This window comes from Pantoea sp. F_5 (assembly GCF_008631595.1).
In the GTDB taxonomy this organism is placed as follows: domain Bacteria; phylum Pseudomonadota; class Gammaproteobacteria; order Enterobacterales; family Enterobacteriaceae; genus Pantoea; species Pantoea gossypiicola.
This window is the reverse complement of record NZ_VWUO01000007.1, coordinates 18,587-37,572: the sequence shown is the minus strand read 5'-3', so window position 1 is coordinate 37,572 and position 18,986 is coordinate 18,587. Positions and strand designations below refer to the sequence as shown.

Sequence of the window (18,986 nt, the reverse complement as noted above, 5' to 3'; positions counted from 1 at the left end):
TGTCAGTTGCGCTTAGAAATCGATGAGTACGCTCTTCTGGCGCTGGCAGGCCTGAAACGCCTGACGCCCTAAATCTTTACCTATGCCGGAGCCGAGAAAACCGCCGGTGGGAATGATGAAGTCGCCGGAGCGGCCATAGCGATTGATCCAGACGGTGCCTGCGTCAATCGCCCGCATCGCCCGCAGCGCGCGCGGCAGGCTCAGGGTGTGGACACCGGCGCAGAGACCGTAGGTGTCGTGCGCAGCCATCGCCAGTCCCTGCTCTTCATCATCAAAGGTCTGCACCGTCAGCACCGGGCCAAAGATCTCCTGCTGCACCGCCGGGTTATCCTGCGATACATGACTCAGCAGCGTCGGCTGCCAGAACCAGCCGTTGTCGGTGTCAGCAAAGCGCTCTCCGCCCACCAGCACCTCTGCGCCCTGCGCTTTTGCGGCTTCAATGACCGAGCAGACTTTGTTGCCCTGGCGTTCATCGATCAGCGGCGCATAGCGGCTGCCCTCCTGCCAGGTGACGCCCGGTTTCACTTCCCGGCAAAGCTGGGCCAGTCGCTCAACCAGCGGATCGGCAATGTTGCGCTGCACAATAAGACGGGTACCCGCCACGCACGCCTGACCGCCGTTGGCGGTGAAGCCGCGCAGAATGCGCTGAGCCAGCACCTCAAGGTCACCCGCATCATCAAATACCAGCTGCGGGCTTTTGCCGCCCAGCTCCAGGGTCACCGGTTTCATGCCGTGCTGCACGGCATCGCTCATGATGCGCGCGCCGGTCAGGGTCGAGCCGGTAAACGAAACTTTGCGCACCAGTGGATGTTTCACCAGCGCGCTGCCGGTCACCGCGCCACTGCCCTGCACAATGTTCAGTACGCCCGCTGGCAGGCCCGCCTGAATCGCCAGTTCGGCCATGCGCACCGTCGAAAACGGGGTCAGTTCAGAGGGTTTCAGCACCACCGCATTGCCTGCTGCCAGCGCAGGTCCGCATTTCCAAGACGCCATCGACAGCGGGAAATTCCACGGGGTAATCGCGGCGATGACGCCATAGGGTTCCGCAATCAGCATGCCGAGGCTGCTGTCGCGGGTGGGAAAGAGATCGCCGCTGTATTTGTCCGCGCATTCGGCGTAGAAGCGAATTGCCTCGGCGGTAAACGGAATTTCATGCAGCACCACGTCGCTGATGGGTCGCGTTGAGCCCAGCGCTTCCAGCTGAGCCAGCAGCGCGTCCTGCTCAATCAAATCAGCCCAGCGGCGTAACACGCGACCGCGTTCACGCGGCGGACAGCCAGACCAGCCGCTGGTTTTCAGCGCCTGATGCGCGACGGTGACGGCACGATCGACATCCTGCGGCGTGGCGTCCTGCAGCGTGGCATAGACCCTGCCATCAGAGGGACGTTTAACCTCAAAGGCTGCGCCCTGGCTCTGGCAGTGCTGGCCGCCAATATAATGGCCAGCCGGAAGAGAAACTTTTTCAGGGTCGAAACTTAACATGGAAGAATTCCTTATTTGTAACACCCATCAATTGCTGGCTTATTAGCGTTTTTAACTGGCGATTTCTGCGCTGTTAATAAGCTAATGCAGAAAGTATGCCAGCCGGACAAAAAATAAAAATGCGTTTAAAACAGCGCAAAAAAATTTTCTGCCGTATTGCCGGGGTAATTTTTGCGGATTTGCCGAACAATTAAACAGATGATTTACTTCACAAAATTTATGCGCCCTGCTGGTGCAACCTGCACGGAAATTGCACCAAAGCGGATATTCCGGCTCAGGCTGCTCACTTCTGCGTTCATGACACACCCATTTACCGACGGGCCTCACATCCCTGATAAATTCTTTACTTTTTAAAGAGGATTATTTGACGCCGCAGAAATAATTCTGTGCGTCAGGCAAAAAAAAACGCCAGCCGGATCGTCCGGCTGGCGTTCAGGTCATATTTAATTACAGACTGCCAATGTGAAACGTTTTCTGCTCCAGATATTCATCAATTCCGTAGCGGGATCCTTCCCGGCCAATACCGGAAAGTTTCACGCCACCAAAGGGAGCAACTTCAAGAGAAATCGCGCCGGTATTAAAGCCGACCATGCCAAACTCCAGCGCCTCCGCCACCCGCCAGGCACGCCGGATATTTTCGGTAAAGAAGTAGGCACCCAGGCCGTAAGGCGTGTCATTCGCCATCGCGATCGCCTCCTCTTCATTATCAAAGATAAACAGGGGCGCGACCGGACCGAATGTTTCTTCATGGGCGATGCGCATGCTGGACGTGACCTCGCCGAGCACCGTGGGCTGCACAAAGGTGCCGTTGCCCTGGCTGATGCCGCCGGTCAGCAGCGTGGCCCCCTGGCTGAGCGCATCATCGATGTGACCATTCACTTTTTCTACCGCGCGGGGGTTGATCAGCGGACCAATGGTGCTGTCGGGCGCAAAACCGTCGCCCACTTTCAGGGTGGCGACCGCCTCCAGCAGTCGCGCGGTGAAGCGCGGATAGATATTGCGCTGCACCAGGATGCGGTTGGCGCAGACGCAGGTCTGCCCGGCGTTGCGGAACTTGCTGAGCATGACACCCGCGACCGCAATCTCAATGTCGGCATCATCGAACACGATCAGCGGCGCGTTGCCGCCCAGCTCCAGGCTCAGACGTTTGATGCTGTCAGCGCTCTGCTGCATTAATAACTGCCCGATGCGGGTCGAGCCGGTAAAGGAGATTTTACGTACCGTACGGCTACCAGTCAGTGCCGCGCCAATCTCCGTGGGCAGGCCGGTGAGTACCTGTAATACGCCTGACGGGAAACCGGCACGCTCTGCCAGTACCGCGAGGGCCAGTGCCGAGAGCGGCGTTAATTCAGAAGGCTTGACGATAATCGGGCATCCGGCGGCCAGCGCGGGGGCCACCTTGCGGGTGATCATCGCAATCGGGAAGTTCCAGGGTGTGATGGCGGCGGCAACGCCTACCGGCTGTTTCAGCACCAGAATGCGCCGGTCATCGCTGGGCGCAGGAATGGTGTCGCCATAGATACGGCGCGCCTCTTCCGCGAACCATTTCACAAAACTGGCTCCGTAGAGTACTTCACCTCTGGCTTCCGCCAGCGGTTTTCCCTGCTCGGCAGTCATGATGATTGCCAGGTCATCAGCATGTTCAATAATCAGCTGATGCCATTTTTCCAGCAGTACGGCACGGCTGGCGTTAGTGGTTTTGCCCCAGCTGATGCGTACCGTTTCCGCATAGGCTATCGCCTGCTCTGTTTCCGCTCGGCCCAGCGCCGGAATGGTCGCCAGTGTTTCGCCCGTGGCGGGATCGGTAACCGGCAGCGTGGCACCCTGATGTGCATCCTGCCAGCGTCCGGCAAACAGCGCCTGCTGGCGCAGCAGATCGCTGTCTTTAAGTTGTAATCGCGACATAACATCCCCTTGTGGTCAGCTGATTCCACTTTATCGCGCCGGGTCAGCGCAGGATGTTGTTGTGCGGGGTCAGAAAGGTCAGTTAAAGAGTTTTTCGCGGGGATTTGAAATTTTATGCTGTGCGGAAATGCGTGCGCATCCCGCGGGATGCGCACGCGCTTTAAATCTGGAAGTCGATGATCGGCTCGTCGTCATTACTGTAGGAGAGTGCCTGACGTTTGATCTCCTCCAGAGACAGGTTAGCGTTGCAGAGTTCCAGGAACTGCCAGACGTAGTTACGCTGCAGCTGTCCCCGCTTGAGACCGAGCCAGACGGTGCTGGCATCAAACAGATGTGTGGCGTCGATGCGTACCAGCTCTTCGCTCTCTTCAGTTTCACACGCCTGATCGGCCAGTATCCCAACGCCGAGACCAAGTTTAACGTAGGTTTTTACCACGTCGGAGTCCTGGGCGCTGAGCACGATATCCGGTTTTAAACCCGCCGACTGGAAGGCACGGTCAACCCGCGAACGGCCAGTGATACCCTGGCGGTAAGTAATGAGGGGATAACGGCTGAGGGTGCTCAGTGAAACCGGCTGATTCTGAACCAGCTCATGATCTTTCGGCACCAGCAACGCATGATGCCAGCTGAACCAGGGGAACGCCGCCAGACTGCTGTTATTGACCAGCATTTCACTGGCAATGCCGATGTCTGCTTCACCGGCCAGCAGCATGGTGACAATTTCCTGTGGCGATCCCTGATTGAGTTCCAGCCGGACGTTGGGGTAGAGCTGACGAAACGCTTTGATGATTTTCGGCAGGCTGTAGCGCGCCTGAGTATGGGTCGTTGCAATGGTCAGGATGCCGCTGGTTTCATTGGTAAAGACATCGGCCAGACGTCGTACCTTCCCCGCTTCATCAAGGATGCGTTCGGCGATGGTCAGCAGCGCTTTACCCGGTTCGGTCATTCCCAGCAGGCGCTTACCGCGACGAATAAAAATCTCAACGCCCAGTTCATCTTCCAAATCACGAATGTGCCGACTGACACCTGACTGAGAGGTAAACAGCGTGTTAGCGACTTCCGTTAAATTAAACTCACAGCGGGCCGCCTCGCGGATGATTTTAAGCTGCTGGAAATTCACGGTATTTACCTCCCTTTACATAATCTGATTCCCTGATGTTAAGAACAATTATTGATAACAGGAAATACTAAAAAATTTGGCTTTATGACTTTAGGGAATATACAGATTGAGACAGAGAGGTATTAAGAAGGCTGAGACAGGCGGCCGGACTTCAGTTGCTGACTGAAATCCGGCCTGGTGAAGAAGCTATTTCACCGAGGGCGATAGGTTATGCATTCTGGCCATATCTGCTTTCCACTCTACATAACTTGCTTCAAGGATCCAGAGACAGGTTGCACCCTTATCCGTTGTCAGTAGCGCCATACGTGTTTGTTGATAAAAATCCTCAATAGCGGCTGTCGGACGCTCAGCCGGAATGCTGCAGATAATGTCTGTACCTGCCATATGGGGCCACGTTCTGGCGTCAATAACGCGTAACATTTCCAGCACGTCCGGGGGATTTTTTGCCAGAGCCGAGGCCAGAGCATCCTCCAGCCGGATTGCCTGCTGAACATCAGCTGTCGCTGCCAACTGCGGTACCCTGGCAAGCCAGGCTTGCTCTCCTGATGCAATGCTCTTTATCGGATCCTCCTGGTCGGGTGTGTTTGCTCCCGCCCAGACCAGACAGGGCAGAAGGCTAATCAGTATCAGATTTTTCATCGGACCACCTCCAGCATTCCGCCTTCTCGCAGCACACGTCGCCGGGTCGCAAATGACATAATGATGCAGCCTTGTGAGGCGAAACCCGCTGGCTTATTCACCCTTTCACCATGAATGCGGAACGCCGAACGGCCAAAAGATTCTCCGGATGTCTGCTCCAGAATAATGGTCAGGGGTCCTTTTGATGTGGAGTGTCCTGCAATCCTGTACGTTCCCTGAGGAAGGGGTCCCATCCCTCTGACGTGCTGGCGATCGGGATTATTTTTATTAGTCAGATTTCCTGAGTAGCCAGCCTCAATAAATTCACGGTTATGGTATAAGCGACCCGTGCTTTGCTCATATGTCCATGTCATCGTTATATTCCTTTATGCGGTTACTCGTTCATTCCAGCTGTCCGAGTGGATGATATTTCCATCTACATATCGCCAGGTTATTTTTTCATAAATTAACTCTACTGCTTCCAGATGATTCCGCGCCTCACCATAGCAGGATTTAACGTCATATATTATCGGCCCCACACAGATAACGGTTACGCCTTCCATCAGGGTAGTGAAATATTCAACTTCCTGGCCTGCGTCATTAATCCGGTAAAACCGCATTTCTGCTGAGCGAAGCTTTTGACCTGAGGTCACAGCCCTGTAAAGCCAGGGACTGGACATATCGATCTCTTTATCAAAACTGTAAGAGGAGTGTTCCCGGATAGCCGTTGTTTTACCCGTCACGTCGTCTGTCGAGAGCATGATGCCGTGATTCAGGCCGAGGACTTCAATAGCGCCTTCACGACCTGCCACCTCGACGGATCCAGCAATCATGTTGTTACCGTCATCTTTGAGCCAGAGATAAGCTGGAATAGCCATAATTTTAAACTCCCTTTAAAAAGACAAGCCAGCATTCAATCTGCTGACAACCCTGCTACATTCATAACCTGATTAAACTAAACCCCGGCAAACAACAGATCAATTTTCGTACAACATTAAAAAGATCTGTTTAACACTTTATTGTTCCAGATATAAAAAACCTGAAATAATCCGGTATCACGGATAAAAATACGAACCCGAAAGCTATTCAGAATAGTTAAACCATCGCGCAGCCATTCTTTATGCCAACCGGGCCTGCCCCCGCACCAAAATATTCAAATTGTGATGAAACTGTTAACCGTAATATTTTCGGCCTCATCCAACGAGAAGTTCGGACAAGAAAATAAAGAAAGAAATCACAGGCGGGGCTTTTGGAGAAGCATCCGTAGCGCTGAGGAACAACCGGAGGCAAGGATGAGCCGACAGGACATCGGCGAAAGGACGGTTCGCGCCAGGGATGGCGCGTCCGGCCGGTCTGCTGGCCGCATGGCGTGACGAGGGCACCCCGCAAAGCGGAGCACGCAGGCTGCCGGACGCCGGGACTGTTAAGGGGCGGGCGTCCGCCCCTTGACGCGTTCGCCTGCACGGAGAACCTGAAACTGCCCACTGTCTGGCGGGCCTAACCTTCTCAGTGTGAACGCGCTGCAAAGCTTAACCTCAGCCCCCGAGAAAGCGACCCTACCCCACTAACATCAACTCCCGCTCCTCATTCAGCGGCTTATTCAGCAGTGACAGCAGGATATTTTTCACGGCCTGTGCAGAAGGCGACAGTGGCAAACGGGCGGAGATGTTCAGCGACAAAGGCAGACTCAGTGAGGGGCTGTTGATGCGTGACATCCAGGCATCCGTCGAACCCACCAGCGCACGGGCGGCGGATTCAGGTAATACGGTGACACCCATGCCGCTGGAAATTGCTGCGGTCAGGGTTGAAATCGATTCGATCTCACCAATAATGCGCGCACTCAGGCGACGCAGTGAAAAGGCTTCATCCACCCGTTTGCGCACTGCGCTGTAGTCGCGCGGTAAAAACAGGCTCATCTGCGCCACATCGGCCAGATCGACGCTGGCACCTGGGTAATCGGTTGCACCGACCAGGAAGAGATCTTCTTTCATCAGCGGCACGCTGTTGATTCCGGCAGTCGGCGCGCGATCGTACAGCACTGCCATATCCAGCTGACCGTTCATCACTTTCTCATTCAGCACGCTGCCGCTGTTTTCGTGCAGGTAGACCAGTATTTCAGGAAACTGATCGCGGACGGTCTGCAGCAGCGGCATGGTCAGCGATGAGGCTGCCGTGCCCGGTGCCAGTCCAATCGACACCTGGCCGCTCAGCACCTGACCGGCATTGATCACCGCTGTCTGGGCCTGCTCGCACTGGCGCAGAATAGTACGCGCATGGCCATAGAGAATCTTTCCGGCTTCTGTTGGCGTGACGCCGCGCTTGGTGCGGATCAGCAGCTGCTGATCCAGCTCATTCTCCAGCGTTGCCACCTGCTGACTGAGTGCAGGCTGTGCGATGTGCAGCACTTCGGCTGCCTGCGTCAGACTGCCGATATCGACGATTTTCACAAAGTACTTCAGTCGTCTTAAATTCATCTTGCCTCCGTCACTTACCCTGAATAGCGAAAGGTGTCTGGCCCATCGCTCTGATGACAGAGATTTTGCAAGATGCAGGCCAGGTTTAAATCCTGCGCCTCGCCCGTCAGCCAGATTTTTCCTAACGGCCCGGAAAATAAGCGTTTCTGATTACCTCTTAAGGGTTAATAAGGATCAGGAATGCGTAATAGCAAGGGAGGACACGAGCGGGCGCACTGTGGCAGTGCAGATGCTGCGAGTCAGACGTGCAGAAAAGTGATGACGGGCTGTACAGTTTTAGTGCAGTGGAAACGTATTGCACCGGATGAAGGCTTGCCGGGCTTACAAAAAAGCATTAACTAACTGACTGAGAATGTAACCGCTATCAGCGGGATTTCTTATCGCTGACGCTTCCTGAAGACAAAAAAGCAACCGTTGCCTTCTCCCGTTGCGGAAGAAGGCAACGCCTGCTGATTAACGTTTTTTACGGTTACGGTGCATGTCGATAGAAACCGCGGCCACGATGATTATCCCTTTAATAATGTCCTGAATGTAGGCGTCAACACCCACGAAGGTGAATCCGCTTTTGATCAGACCGAGGATAACCGCGCCGATTAATGTGCCGGTGATACGACCGACACCACCCATCAGGCTGCTGCCGCCGATAACGGCTGCGGCTATTGCATCCAGCTCGTAGGACATCCCCATGCTCGACTGACCGCTGCTGACACGCGCCGCCAGTACCACACCCGCCAGGCCAGAGAGCGCACCGGCAATGGTGTAGACGATGATCAGATACTTATTAACGTTGATACCGGAGACTTTCGCCGAGGTCATGTTGCCGCCGATGGCGTAAACATATTTACCGTAGCGGGTATGTTTCAGGGCGATATGGAACAGCAGTGCCACCACCAGGAAAATCACGACCGGCATGGCACCCTGACCGATTGAGGTAAAACCATCGGAAAGGAAGCTGATCGGATTACCCTGGGTGTAATACTGCGCCAGACCGCGTGCTGACACCATCATGCCCAGCGTGGCAATAAAGGGCGGAATGCCGGTGCGGGTAATGAGTACACCATTGACCGCACCCGCCAGCAGACCAACACCGATACCGGCCGCGATAGGGATCACCGCAGGCATATTGACCAGCGATGGATACATGGGTGACAGGCTGTCAGAAGTCTGCGCCAGACTGGCAGCGACCACCGCCGCCAGGGCGATGACGGAACCGGACGAGAGATCGATACCTGTGGTGATAATGACCTGGGTCACGCCAACGGCGATAATCCCGATAATCGCCACCTGCAGGACAATCAGGATGAGACGGTTGGTGTTGAGCAGGAAAGACTGGTCACGCACGTACCAGCCGAACATTTCAAAAATCAACGCAATCCCCACCATCACCACAAAAATGCCAGTGTCTTTCGGCAGTTTATGGCGCAGGCTGGCAAAAAAAGAGGGTTGCTGCGGGGCTGCCGGGGTAGCAGTAGCTTTCATATTGCTCATAGTGGTCTCGCGCCTCACTCGGATGCCAACGACAGAATGGTTTCCTGATCGGCTTCTTCTTTATTGAGGATGCCGGTTATACGCCCGCCGTGCATCACCATCACCCGGTCGCTCATGCCAAGGATTTCCGGCAGTTCGGAGGAGACCATGATGATAGCCACGCCACGGTTGGCGAGTTCACTGATTAAGCGGTAAATCTCCGCTTTTGCACCGACGTCAATGCCGCGCGTCGGTTCGTCCAGAATCAGAATCTTTGGCTGCGCCAGCAGCCAGCGGGCAATCAGTACCTTCTGCTGATTACCGCCGCTGAGGTTATTGATGATCTGATCCATGGTCGGCGTTTTGATATTGAGCCGACGGATTTGCTCCATGCAGTCCTGCGCCATCTTCACATGACTGACAAAACCGCTTTTGCCGCTGTACTCCGGCATGTTGACGATGCTCATGTTCTCCATCACCGACAGCACCAGAAACAGGCCGGACTTTTTACGGTCCTCGGTCAGGAACGCCATGCCCTTTTCAATTGCGGTTGAGGGTGAGTCGATCGTCACCGGTACGCCATCAATCAGGATCTCACCGCTGTCAAAACTCTCCATGCCGAACAGGCTCTCCATCACCTCGCTGCGACCGGCCCCCACCAGCCCGGCGACACCGAGGATTTCACCCCGGCGCACGCTGAAACTGACATCGGTGAAACGATCTTTGCAGGTGAGGTTACACACCGTCAGCACCTCTTCGCCGATGGCGCTGTTGAATTTCGGGAACAACTGCGTCAGCTCGCGTCCTACCATCTGTGTGATCAGTGACTGACGGGTATATTTCGCCGTCTGATCGCTGGCGATCCAGCTGCCGTCGCGGAAGATACTGACTTCATCAGTGATGTTGAAAATCTCATCCATCTTGTGGCTGATATAGATGATTGCTTTGCCCTGCTCCCGCAGATCGCGAATGATGGTAAACAGATGCGCCACTTCGGTTTCCGTCAGCGCGGAGGTCGGCTCATCCATAATGACGATGTCTGAATCCCAGGAGACCGCTTTGGCAATCTCGACCATCTGCTGCGACGCAATACTCAGCTCACCCACCATCCGATCGGCTTTCAGGCGGATATTCAGGCGGTTGAGCAGTTCCTGCGTCTTCTGATTAAGTCGGGCGTGATCGACCAAGCCAAACTTCATCGGCTCACGGCCGAGCCAGATATTCTCGGCGACGGTCATGAAAGGCACCAGATTAAGTTCCTGGTGGATCATTGAAATGCCGGAACGCAACGCGTCCATGGTGTCCTGAAACTGCACCGGCTCCCCTTTAATTTTGATGGTGCCCTTATCGGGACGATACATCCCGATAAGGCACTTCATTAAAGTGGATTTGCCCGCGCCATTTTCGCCCATCAAGGCATGTACCGTTCCCGGACGCACCCGCAACGACACGTTGTCGAGAGCTTTGACGCCGGGGAAGAACTTGCTGATGCCTTCGGCTTCAAGCGCAAACGCGTTCATACATCACCTCCGTACAGCTGGGTCGGGAACGATTATTTCAGGTTACGATTGGTAAACTGTTCCATGTTTTCTTTGGTAATCAGCTGGTAAGGGATGTTGATGATTTTCTGGACTTTCTCGCCCTTCACCAGTTTGATCGCCGTCTGCACCGCACCTTCACCCTGGCCCTGCGCATCCTGGAACACCGTAGCGACCATCTTGCCCTGCTTCAGCATCTGCAGTGCATCCGGCGTGCCATCGACGCCAGCGATCAGGATTTTGTCCGGATTTTTACCCAGCGCCTGAAGCGCACCGATCGCCATTTCATCGTTGTTCGACGCGATGGCATTGATTTCATCACCCGCCGTCATCCAGTTACTGACGACATCCACCGCGTCGTTACGGGTAAATTTGGCGGTCTGTTTCTGCACGATTTTGATGCCAGGGAATTTAGCGGCGACTTCTTCCACACCTTTGGTACGGTCGCGGGTCGCTTCGTTCGCCAGGTCACCCATCAGGATGGCGACGTTGCCTTTGCCGTTCATCGCTTTAGCCAGCGCTTCCATCTGTAAGCGCCCGGCCAGTTCTGAATCGGAACCCACATAGGCCATTTTGCCGGTCAGTTCCGCCTGTGGACGGCGGTTGACAAAAATCAGCGGGATACCCGCTTTGCTCGCCTGATCCATAATCGGTTTCACCGCATTGGTGTCGACCGGGTTGACGATCAGGGCATCCACGCCCTGACCGATAAAGTTCTGAACCTGCTGAAGCTGCTGTGAAACGTCGCCTTTTGCATCCTCAACCTGGCCTTTAACGCCATCCTTCTGCATCTCCTTCTGCATTGAAGTACGCAGAATCGTCAGGAAGTTGTCATCAAACAGCGCCATTGAGACACCCACTGAGATATCTTTTGCCATAACCGCGGCAGGTAACATGCAGGCTAACAGTGAGGCGACAATCGTTTTTTTAATGTTCATAGGGACCCTTCTTATTTGTTAACTTGCTCAGCGGCTGTACCCGCGAATGAAAAATATCTTTTACATTCATCCAGCCTGTCTGGCGTCTGTTTGAGGAAATTTAAGGTAAGACTTCAGGTTATGGCTATTTTTGTGATCGACCACTCCTTTTCACAATCACTTGATCTGCAAACAGTTAGTTTAAGAATGCCGTTTCATTTCCGGATGATAATCACGACCGTGATGATAAGCAGTTTATTTGTTCCATATAATCTCGTTTTGAAATTTTTATCATAAAAGCACTGAAACAGCTGTTTTAACATCGGCAAACAACAAAACTTTGACATGCCTCTAACATCTGCCGAGAAATGCCCGTAAAGTGAGATCCTGTTGGCAGTTTGAAAAGCCAGCAGAAGTGCGTAAAAACCGCCAATCCGCTGCTTTTACGAGCATCTGAACGCAATTCAGTAAACAGGGCTTTGACAAGCGGGATCAGCGCCGTTAATATTCGCCCCGTTCAAGCGATTCCTCTGTAGTTCAGTCGGTAGAACGGCGGACTGTTAATCCGTATGTCACTGGTTCGAGTCCAGTCAGAGGAGCCAGAATTAGAAAAGCCCGCTCAGGGAAACCTGAGCGGGCTTTTTGCATTTATGTATTTAATCACGGCGGCATGGTTTTACCGCCTGAGGCTTACACCACGAATCCGTAGTGGGAACCATCCGGCAGCTCCACTACCAGCTGCAGTTTTCCCCCTGCCGCATCGACGTAGCGTTTGAGCGTGGAAAGCTTCAGGTCACGCCCCGGCTTCTCCATGCCCGCCACGGTCGGCTGTGTGATGCCCAGCGCCTGCGCCATTTCCACCTGCGTTTTCTGTACTTTCTCACGCAACTCGGCAAGGTGAATGTTGAGCAGAATTTCGGTCGCCATGGCCCGTGCGTCGGCAACGACTTCCGGTTTTTCATCCGCAATAAGCTGTTCCAGCGTTCTGCCCATCACGTTACTCCTTATGGTTAAAGCTTTTTAGCCAGTGTGTTAATTCCCGATCGGCAACCGGAAGCATCTCCCGATAAAATCGCTTTTCATTGCCCGCCTTATTACCGGCACACAGCACAATTGCCGTGCGGTTCGGGTCAAAAGCAAAGAAAGCCCTTATTGGGTCGCCGCGGCTCTGGATACGTAACTCTTTCATGTTCACATGTGCAGAGTCTTTGAGCGTATCCGCATAGGGTCGCCCTAATCCCGGCCCCTTTTCCCGCAACACCATCAATGCAGCCAGCACGCAGGCGCGATCGCTGTCATTGAGTAGCGTAATCCAGCGATCAAACCGCTCTGTCGTTTTAATCATCCACACAGAATATCCTTATTAATATAGGCCAGATGCTATATAGGTGTAAAGAGATAACCGAGTGTGATGTAACGGCATGTGGAAGGCAGCGGACTTTAATCAAATAGCAGAGAGGGGTTCTATTCTGTCTGTGTTCTGTGCATAAAATTTGCAATGATTTGCGAGCGGTAACGGATTTGTTGCGGGATGAGGAATGTGCCTGCAAATAAAGGAGCCCGCTCGGGCTTAACCGGGCGGGCGTTCAGAATTAACGGTTTAATGGTTGTCAGGGTTGCCTTTCCATATTCCAGCGCGCCGATCCCATTACGTCAAAACCTTGCTGATCGGTAAACGCCGGGAATCTGGCGCGTTTTGCTGCCTCGGCTAATGCCTGGCAGTAATGTTTATCGCCCCTTTTAATAATAAAGTTCTCCAGGGTGCCATCCTTTTTAAAATCCAGATGCACATTACAGCGTTTCCCGTTCCAGGCGTGCGGTGCTGACAGCGCGGCATCCAGAGATTTTTTAATACCCGATGCCTGCTGGCCATAGATATCTTTGTCGCTGACTTTTCCTGAACGTTTATAACTACAACTATCAAGTGCGCTTTTTTTAATACATTCATGTGGTGTAAGAGGCGCACAACCAGCTGACAGAATGCAGCAGAAAACAGCGATGACCGTTTTCATAGATAAATACTTTTAAGTGAAGAGGCGACGGAATCTGAGCCCTGGTGAAACGGGTGATCAGAACAGCTATAGTGACCCTCTGCATCAGGAGCGCCCTACTTTCCTGCTCTTTTTCGCCAGAAGAGAAAGGTGGCTACCGCTGTCAGCACGCCAATCAGCGGCATGGTCGCCGCGCCCGCCAGAAAGTTGTGCTGGTCGATACGCTGGTTCCTGCGAATATCCGCGAAGCGTGCCTGCGCCTCTGTTTCATCTGATGCACGAACTTCTTCGAACTGTTTTTTATATCCCTGCTCTGTCAGATCTAAAGCCCGGTTTACGTCTAATCTTTTCAATGCAAGGGTGTGTTTGCCCCTGGAATAGAATCTGTAGTCTGACATTCAGTGAGTTCGCATTCAGTAGAGTGAATGTCTGTTATATCGGGCAGGCAGTGATTTGCAAAACGGTTTTAGTAAAGAGTATGGCGCGATGCAAATTTCGTGGTGGTTAAATTAACCGCACGTCATCTTCTGGCAGGCTCCGTGCGGTACGGGCGACAACATTCTCCGCGATGAGAGTAAGCCCGGCTGTTAAATCACGTCCAGCCCCAGATTCTCCCGCAGCGTGGCAAACTCATACTCCTCACGAAACAGCCCGCGACGGCGATCACAAATGCTAAAACCGGGACTCTTTAGCCGGAATAGGGCAATGAAGAGGTTTCCCCGCTTTTTAACCGGCAAATAAGATAGCGTGGGGCAAACACATCGAGCAGGTCTGAAGGCGCTGGCGAAATAATAATAGTTTCCGCAGCGGTGCGTTAACGGCCGCAGCCCCCTGAAAGCGCCAGTTTATTGATAAGGATGTTTTAAAATCGCTGGAATCCTTTCAGCCTGATTTTCAACAATCATTAAATTGATCAAGATCAATAAATAATTATTCAGGTAGTAAAAGAACCCTTACAAGAAAACCTACCCCCTTAATTATTTATACTAATCATAATCTTAACCAAAATTCCCATCAATTAGCAGGCAGATAATTACATCGCAAAACAATGGGTTTCTAATTAATAAGAGTACTGAATTAATGATAAAGACCCTTAAAGGATTATCAGAAGCTGACGATAAAAAGATCAGGAATAAATTATTTGAATTTCTTTTGTCTGCTTTTGAACCTCAACAAAGGTGAACCTCATGGGCCTGGCTCAACGCATCTCCAGTATTAAAATCGGAAAAAAACTTGGCGTCGGTTTTATCGTCGTCATCGCGGCGTCTCTCGCCATAACCTTTATCGCTTTTGACTGTTTCCGCAGTATTAAAGACAACTCTGCACGCCGCACGACCACCGTGGAAATGGTGAATACGTTAAGCAAGGCACGTCTTAATCGCACGCTTTACCAGTACACCAAAAATCCTGAATTTGCCGCGAAGAACGTTCAGGCACTTAAGGAGCTGGATACCCTTTATCAACGACTGAGTGGATTTAAGTGGGATGATGAAGGCCAGCAGAAAATTACGCTGTTGGGGCAGTTACTTAATGATTATCAGAATCAGCGCCAGAAGTTCGTGGCATCTGCGGAGGTGAAATCTTCCGCCTTTGCTGACATTAAACCGGGCGCGCTAATCGATCTTGCTCATCAGTCTGAATTACTTGATATGGCTATGACACCCGACGCAGCGCTGCCGGTTATGAAACTGGCCGCCGCACTGTTTGATGCTGCAAATATTGAACAAGCGTTTATTGATAAGCCAACAGCGGCCAGCAGAGATGCGGTTATTGATGAGTACACCGCCATCAACACGCTGAGTGAGCAACTGGACAGTTTTAATCAGCCAGCGATCAATGCCGTCACGCAAAATGTCATCACTACCCTTACACAGCAGCGTCAGGCTTTGACGCGTTATGTTGATGCTTCAGAGAAAGAAAAGAGCGAATCTGCGGGCCTGACCACAGCAGCAGAGCGGCTCAATGCGGCCGTTTCTGAGACTTTTGCCTTCCAGTCCAGACTGTCTGCTGAATTTATCAAACAGGCAGAGTGGCGCATCGCCTTTGCTGCGCTGATTTGTGTCCTCCTGAGCCTGTTGATTGCCTGGCGGATTACCCGCAACATTACACTGCCATTGAAAGAGACCCTGAATGCAGCGCAGCGTATTGCCAGTGGTGATTTAACGACCTCACTGAACACCACCCGGGGTGATGAGCTGGGCCAGTTGATGCAGGCCGTCGATGCGATGAATCTCAGTCTGCAGAATATCATTACCAATGTGCGCGATGGCGTCAGCAGCGTGGCGCGTGCCTCGGCGGAGATTGCAGCAGGTAATACCGATCTTTCCTCCCGCACCGAACAGCAGTCTGCGGCAGTGGTTCAGACGGCTGCCAGCATGGAAGAGCTGTCATCTACGGTGAAACAGAATGCGGAAAATGCTCACCATGCAAGCCAGCTGGCAACCGATGCGTCGGTGAATGCCGGACGCGGTGGTGAGATTATCCGTGACGTTATCGTCACTATGAACAACATCAGCCAGAGTTCAGGCAAAATCGGTGAAATCATTCACGTTATCAACAGCATCTCTTTCCAGACCAATATCCTGGCGTTGAATGCCGCAGTAGAAGCGGCTCGCGCCGGTGAACAGGGTCGCGGATTCGCGGTAGTTGCTGGTGAAGTCAGAAATCTGGCCCAGCGCAGCTCGCTGGCTGCCAAAGAGATTGAAACGCTGATCCGCGAGTCACTTGACCGGGTTCATGATGGTTCTGAGTTTGTGGAACGCGCCGGAAGCACCATGGATGACATCGTCCGCTCGGTCAGTCAGGTCAAAGACATCATGGGTGAGATTGCTGCCGCATCCGACGAGCAGAATCGCGGTATTTCCCAGATTGCGACAGCAATGGCTGAAATGGATACCACCACGCAGCAGAACGCCGCGCTGGTTGAAGAGTCTTCTGCCGCAGCCAGTTCCCTGGAAGCGCAGGCAGACGATCTGGAAAAAACGGTGGCGGTGTTCCGTTTATCAGCCGGGCAAAACAGCAACAGCCGGGCTGCACCTGCCCTCGCACCACGTTTAGTGCCCGCGATGCCTGTTAGAGCATCAGCAGAATCCAGCTGGGAAAGCTTCTGATACACAGCGCTGCTTTGATGTAAGCGTCATGCTGATACAGCCAGCCTGATCTGATGAGGCTGGCTGAAGTATGAATTCGCCACAGACACGGCATCAGATTAATCACAGAAAAAGCCAGCACGGGAGCGTTTTCGCCCGGGTCTGATTATTGTTTCGGGTCCGGCAGGTTTATGGCTTCAGAAAAGGCTTTTTTGAAGATGAATATCGAATTGCGGTGGCAGGAGACGTGTCGTCCATGACAGTTTCTCCGGCCGGTAAACGCTTTCGCGCAACCGATGAGGTCGTCCGCTTCGTCGTTTTCCGGCCGGAGCCGGACTACGTCCACTGGCGTCAGTTCAGTTATTGCTAGTTCAGCTCTTCGTTCAGGCCTGCAAGGGTCCGCAGGTAGGGCACCTGCTGTTGGGCAAGCGACGGTGACTTAAAACTGCTTAACCAGTTTCTGGCTTCAGAGATTTGCGTCAGCCGATCGGCGTTGCTTTCAGATTTCGCCATAAAACCCAGCTGAGTAAAGAGTGATGCGATACTGATTTCTTTCTCACCCAGGGCAAGGCTTAGTGCCGCTTCGCCAATAATGACGTGGCCTTTCTCGTCGTTTTGAATTAACACAGAAAATCCTCCATTAGTACGAATTGATGACAACCTCACCAGAGACTGTAGTCGTTAAAGCGAGACCTGCCCGAATAAATCACTAAGAATCTCGCAACCTGCTGATCGAATACACTTAATGTTTTTTTCCGGAGAGCGCTGTTTGTCTCTGTCGCCTATCCTGCCAGACTGGCTGGTCTTATCAGCAACGGATGCAACGATGAAACTCTCTGTTCTTCTCACGGTGTTAGCCGCAACGGTTTGCACAGTTTTTGCTGCCCATGGTGGATTCGGCATGCATCAGGTCAGCCAGTCGCTTTACACACAAAGTGGCAAAACGGTTGCGGAAGAATAAGGGTGAAGTCCGGCGTCGTCAGCAGACCGGCTATCGGTTATGATCCCCTGCCATTTTGCTGCCGGTTGCCCGATGTCTGCCATTATCGATACGTTTATTGCCCCGCCCTGTTTTGATGAGATCACTCTCCTGTTTCAGGACGATCATCTGCTGGTGATAAACAAACCCAGCGGGCTGCTGAGCCTGTCAGGTAAGAATCCGCAAAACCTCGATTCAGTACATTATCGGCTGGTAAAACGTTTTCCAGGCTGCACGCTGGTTCATCGGCTCGATTTTGGCACCTCCGGGCTGATGGTGGTGGCACGAACCAAAGCGATCAACGCCGCGCTGTGCCAGCAGTTTAGTCAGCGTACGGTGCGCAAAACCTATCAGGCACTGCTGTGCGGGCACCTTGCCGATGACGACGGTGTGATTGACGCTGCGATAGCCAAAGATCCGGCACAGTTTCCGCGCATGGTGATTTGCGCGATCCAGGGCAAGCCCGCGCGCTCACGTTATCAGGTTACTGAACGCAGTTATTACCGGGGAGAAGAGGTAAAGGAATTGCCGGTTACGCGGGTTGAGCTGACACCAGAAACCGGACGCACCCATCAGTTGCGCATTCACTGTCAGCAACTGGGTCACCCGATTCTGGGCTGTGATCTTTACGGCGGGCTGGCGCTGTCAGGCGCTGAGCAGGCAGAGAGGCTGATGCTGCACGCCAGCGGGCTAACGTTTTTGCATCCTGTCAGTGGCGAGACACTGCACCTCTCTGCCGCCAGTCCCTTCTGATGGCATCAGCACGCGATTACCACATCAGATCATCCGGCACTTTGAAGTCTGCATAAGGATCGTCTTCGTCCTGTGCTTCTTCGCTCAGCGCGCTGTTTAAAACGATGGCACTGGCATCACGCTGGGCAATTTTATCCGCCACGCTGGCCGGGATGATGGCGTACTGGCTCTCACCACTTTTGTCAGCAGTCAGGCGGGCAATGGCAAGACGGCCATTGATCAGCTGAGTCTGCGTCAGCTTATCCACCATGATTTTTTTAATCAGGTTGTTGTCGGTAAAGTTAAAACTGATATCGCCTCTCGCCACGTCGATTTTATTCATTTCGATCAGCTGTTTAACCTGCGCTTTATACTCTTTCGACAGCACAGCCAGTTTCTGCTGCTCGTTCAGCTGCTTATCCCGCTCAAGCTGCGCTTTTTTGTTGTCCTCTACCGCTGCTCTGGCTTCGCGCGCCTGAACCCTGGATTTCTTCGCGGTGCGCTGAACCTTATCCATTTTTTTACTGGATACTAAGCCCGCTTTCAGCATCTGCTCTTGCAAGGTGAGTTTTGTCATTGTCGTCTCTGAACCTGTGAAATTATGTCCGGGATTATACCTGTAATCTTTCGGGCTGTGCCAGGCTGACGCGGCGATTGCGGGTTACGCCTCAACA

General features: G+C 53.0%; 19 protein-coding genes and 1 tRNA gene. 4 read left to right on the top strand and 16 right to left on the bottom strand.

What is annotated here, in order from left to right; genetic code table 11:
* Positions 1-12: 12 nt before the first annotated feature.
* The 10 genes from F3I44_RS10895 to F3I44_RS10850 form a co-directional block, all read right to left on the bottom strand.
* Positions 13-1,482 carry an aldehyde dehydrogenase gene (locus F3I44_RS10895; RefSeq protein WP_150013769.1) on the bottom strand — a complete coding sequence of 490 codons (1,470 nt, stop codon included), beginning with the start codon at positions 1,480-1,482 and terminating at the stop codon, positions 13-15.
* Between the two features lie 447 nt (positions 1,483-1,929).
* Positions 1,930-3,387, bottom strand: a complete 1,458-nt coding sequence (locus F3I44_RS10890) for an NAD-dependent succinate-semialdehyde dehydrogenase (protein ID WP_150013767.1) — start codon at positions 3,385-3,387, stop codon at positions 1,930-1,932.
* A 160-nt stretch (positions 3,388-3,547) separates the two neighbouring features.
* Positions 3,548-4,507, bottom strand: coding sequence for an HTH-type transcriptional regulator Cbl (gene cbl, locus F3I44_RS10885; RefSeq protein WP_150013765.1), 960 nt, complete (start codon positions 4,505-4,507; stop codon positions 3,548-3,550).
* Between the two features lie 186 nt (positions 4,508-4,693).
* Positions 4,694-5,146, bottom strand: a complete 453-nt coding sequence (locus F3I44_RS10880; protein WP_150013763.1) for a hypothetical protein — start codon at positions 5,144-5,146, stop codon at positions 4,694-4,696.
* A complete protein-coding gene (locus tag F3I44_RS10875) occupies positions 5,143-5,499 on the bottom strand; it encodes a tlde1 domain-containing protein (protein WP_150013761.1) in 357 nt (118 codons plus the stop codon). Before F3I44_RS10875 ends, F3I44_RS10880 begins: the two co-directional genes overlap by 4 nt.
* Positions 5,500-5,511: 12 nt before the next feature.
* Entirely contained in the window at positions 5,512-6,003 is a 492-nt protein-coding gene (tssD, locus tag F3I44_RS10870) for a type VI secretion system tube protein TssD (RefSeq protein ID WP_150013759.1), read from the bottom strand.
* Positions 6,004-6,681: 678 nt separating this feature from the next.
* A complete protein-coding gene (gene nac, locus F3I44_RS10865; protein ID WP_150013757.1) occupies positions 6,682-7,599 on the bottom strand; it encodes a nitrogen assimilation transcriptional regulator NAC in 918 nt (305 codons plus the stop codon).
* A 453-nt stretch (positions 7,600-8,052) separates the two neighbouring features.
* On the bottom strand, positions 8,053-9,078 hold the full coding sequence (locus F3I44_RS10860; protein ID WP_190285965.1) for an ABC transporter permease: 1,026 nt from the start codon (positions 9,076-9,078) through the stop codon (positions 8,053-8,055).
* Between the two features lie 23 nt (positions 9,079-9,101).
* Entirely contained in the window at positions 9,102-10,586 is a 1,485-nt protein-coding gene (locus F3I44_RS10855; protein WP_150013753.1) for a sugar ABC transporter ATP-binding protein, read from the bottom strand.
* Between the two features lie 32 nt (positions 10,587-10,618).
* On the bottom strand, positions 10,619-11,542 hold the full coding sequence (locus F3I44_RS10850) for a sugar ABC transporter substrate-binding protein (RefSeq protein WP_150013751.1): 924 nt from the start codon (positions 11,540-11,542) through the stop codon (positions 10,619-10,621).
* A 505-nt stretch (positions 11,543-12,047) separates the two neighbouring features.
* On the opposite strand from F3I44_RS10850, the gene F3I44_RS10845 reads away from it, so the two are divergent.
* Positions 12,048-12,123: transfer RNA gene (locus F3I44_RS10845), tRNA-Asn, on the top strand.
* Positions 12,124-12,211: 88 nt separating this feature from the next.
* On the opposite strand, the gene F3I44_RS10840 is transcribed toward F3I44_RS10845, so the two are convergent.
* From F3I44_RS10840 to F3I44_RS10825, 4 genes are all read right to left on the bottom strand, one after another.
* Positions 12,212-12,514, bottom strand: a complete 303-nt coding sequence (locus F3I44_RS10840; RefSeq protein WP_150013749.1) for a helix-turn-helix domain-containing protein — start codon at positions 12,512-12,514, stop codon at positions 12,212-12,214.
* 4 nt (positions 12,515-12,518) lie between these two features.
* The gene (locus tag F3I44_RS10835) at positions 12,519-12,872 is read right to left on the bottom strand and encodes a type II toxin-antitoxin system RelE/ParE family toxin (protein WP_150013747.1); all 354 of its coding nucleotides are present in this window, start codon (positions 12,870-12,872) and stop codon (positions 12,519-12,521) included.
* Between the two features lie 259 nt (positions 12,873-13,131).
* A complete protein-coding gene (locus F3I44_RS10830) occupies positions 13,132-13,533 on the bottom strand; it encodes a cell envelope integrity TolA C-terminal domain-containing protein (RefSeq protein WP_150013745.1) in 402 nt (133 codons plus the stop codon).
* 95 nt (positions 13,534-13,628) lie between these two features.
* Positions 13,629-13,910 (bottom strand): hypothetical protein, encoded by a 282-nt coding sequence (locus tag F3I44_RS10825; protein ID WP_150013743.1) that lies wholly within the window; start codon positions 13,908-13,910, stop codon positions 13,629-13,631.
* Positions 13,911-14,699: 789 nt separating this feature from the next.
* Here F3I44_RS10825 and F3I44_RS10820 point away from each other — a divergent pair.
* Positions 14,700-16,622 carry a methyl-accepting chemotaxis protein gene (locus F3I44_RS10820; RefSeq protein WP_150019395.1) on the top strand — a complete coding sequence of 641 codons (1,923 nt, stop codon included), beginning with the start codon at positions 14,700-14,702 and terminating at the stop codon, positions 16,620-16,622.
* A gap of 345 nt (positions 16,623-16,967) precedes the next feature.
* Here the strand turns inward: F3I44_RS10820 and F3I44_RS10815 are convergent, their stop codons facing one another.
* Positions 16,968-17,228 (bottom strand): hypothetical protein, encoded by a 261-nt coding sequence (locus tag F3I44_RS10815; RefSeq protein ID WP_150013739.1) that lies wholly within the window; start codon positions 17,226-17,228, stop codon positions 16,968-16,970.
* A 199-nt stretch (positions 17,229-17,427) separates the two neighbouring features.
* On the opposite strand from F3I44_RS10815, the gene F3I44_RS24110 reads away from it, so the two are divergent.
* On the top strand, positions 17,428-17,562 hold the full coding sequence (locus tag F3I44_RS24110) for a hypothetical protein (protein WP_255467309.1): 135 nt from the start codon (positions 17,428-17,430) through the stop codon (positions 17,560-17,562).
* A gap of 72 nt (positions 17,563-17,634) precedes the next feature.
* Positions 17,635-18,333 carry an RluA family pseudouridine synthase gene (locus F3I44_RS10810; protein WP_150013737.1) on the top strand — a complete coding sequence of 233 codons (699 nt, stop codon included), beginning with the start codon at positions 17,635-17,637 and terminating at the stop codon, positions 18,331-18,333.
* Between the two features lie 16 nt (positions 18,334-18,349).
* On the opposite strand, the gene F3I44_RS10805 is transcribed toward F3I44_RS10810, so the two are convergent.
* Complete coding sequence (locus F3I44_RS10805) at positions 18,350-18,889, bottom strand: DUF2058 domain-containing protein (protein WP_135908196.1); 540 nt, start codon at positions 18,887-18,889, stop codon at positions 18,350-18,352.
* Positions 18,890-18,986 lie beyond the last annotated feature (97 nt).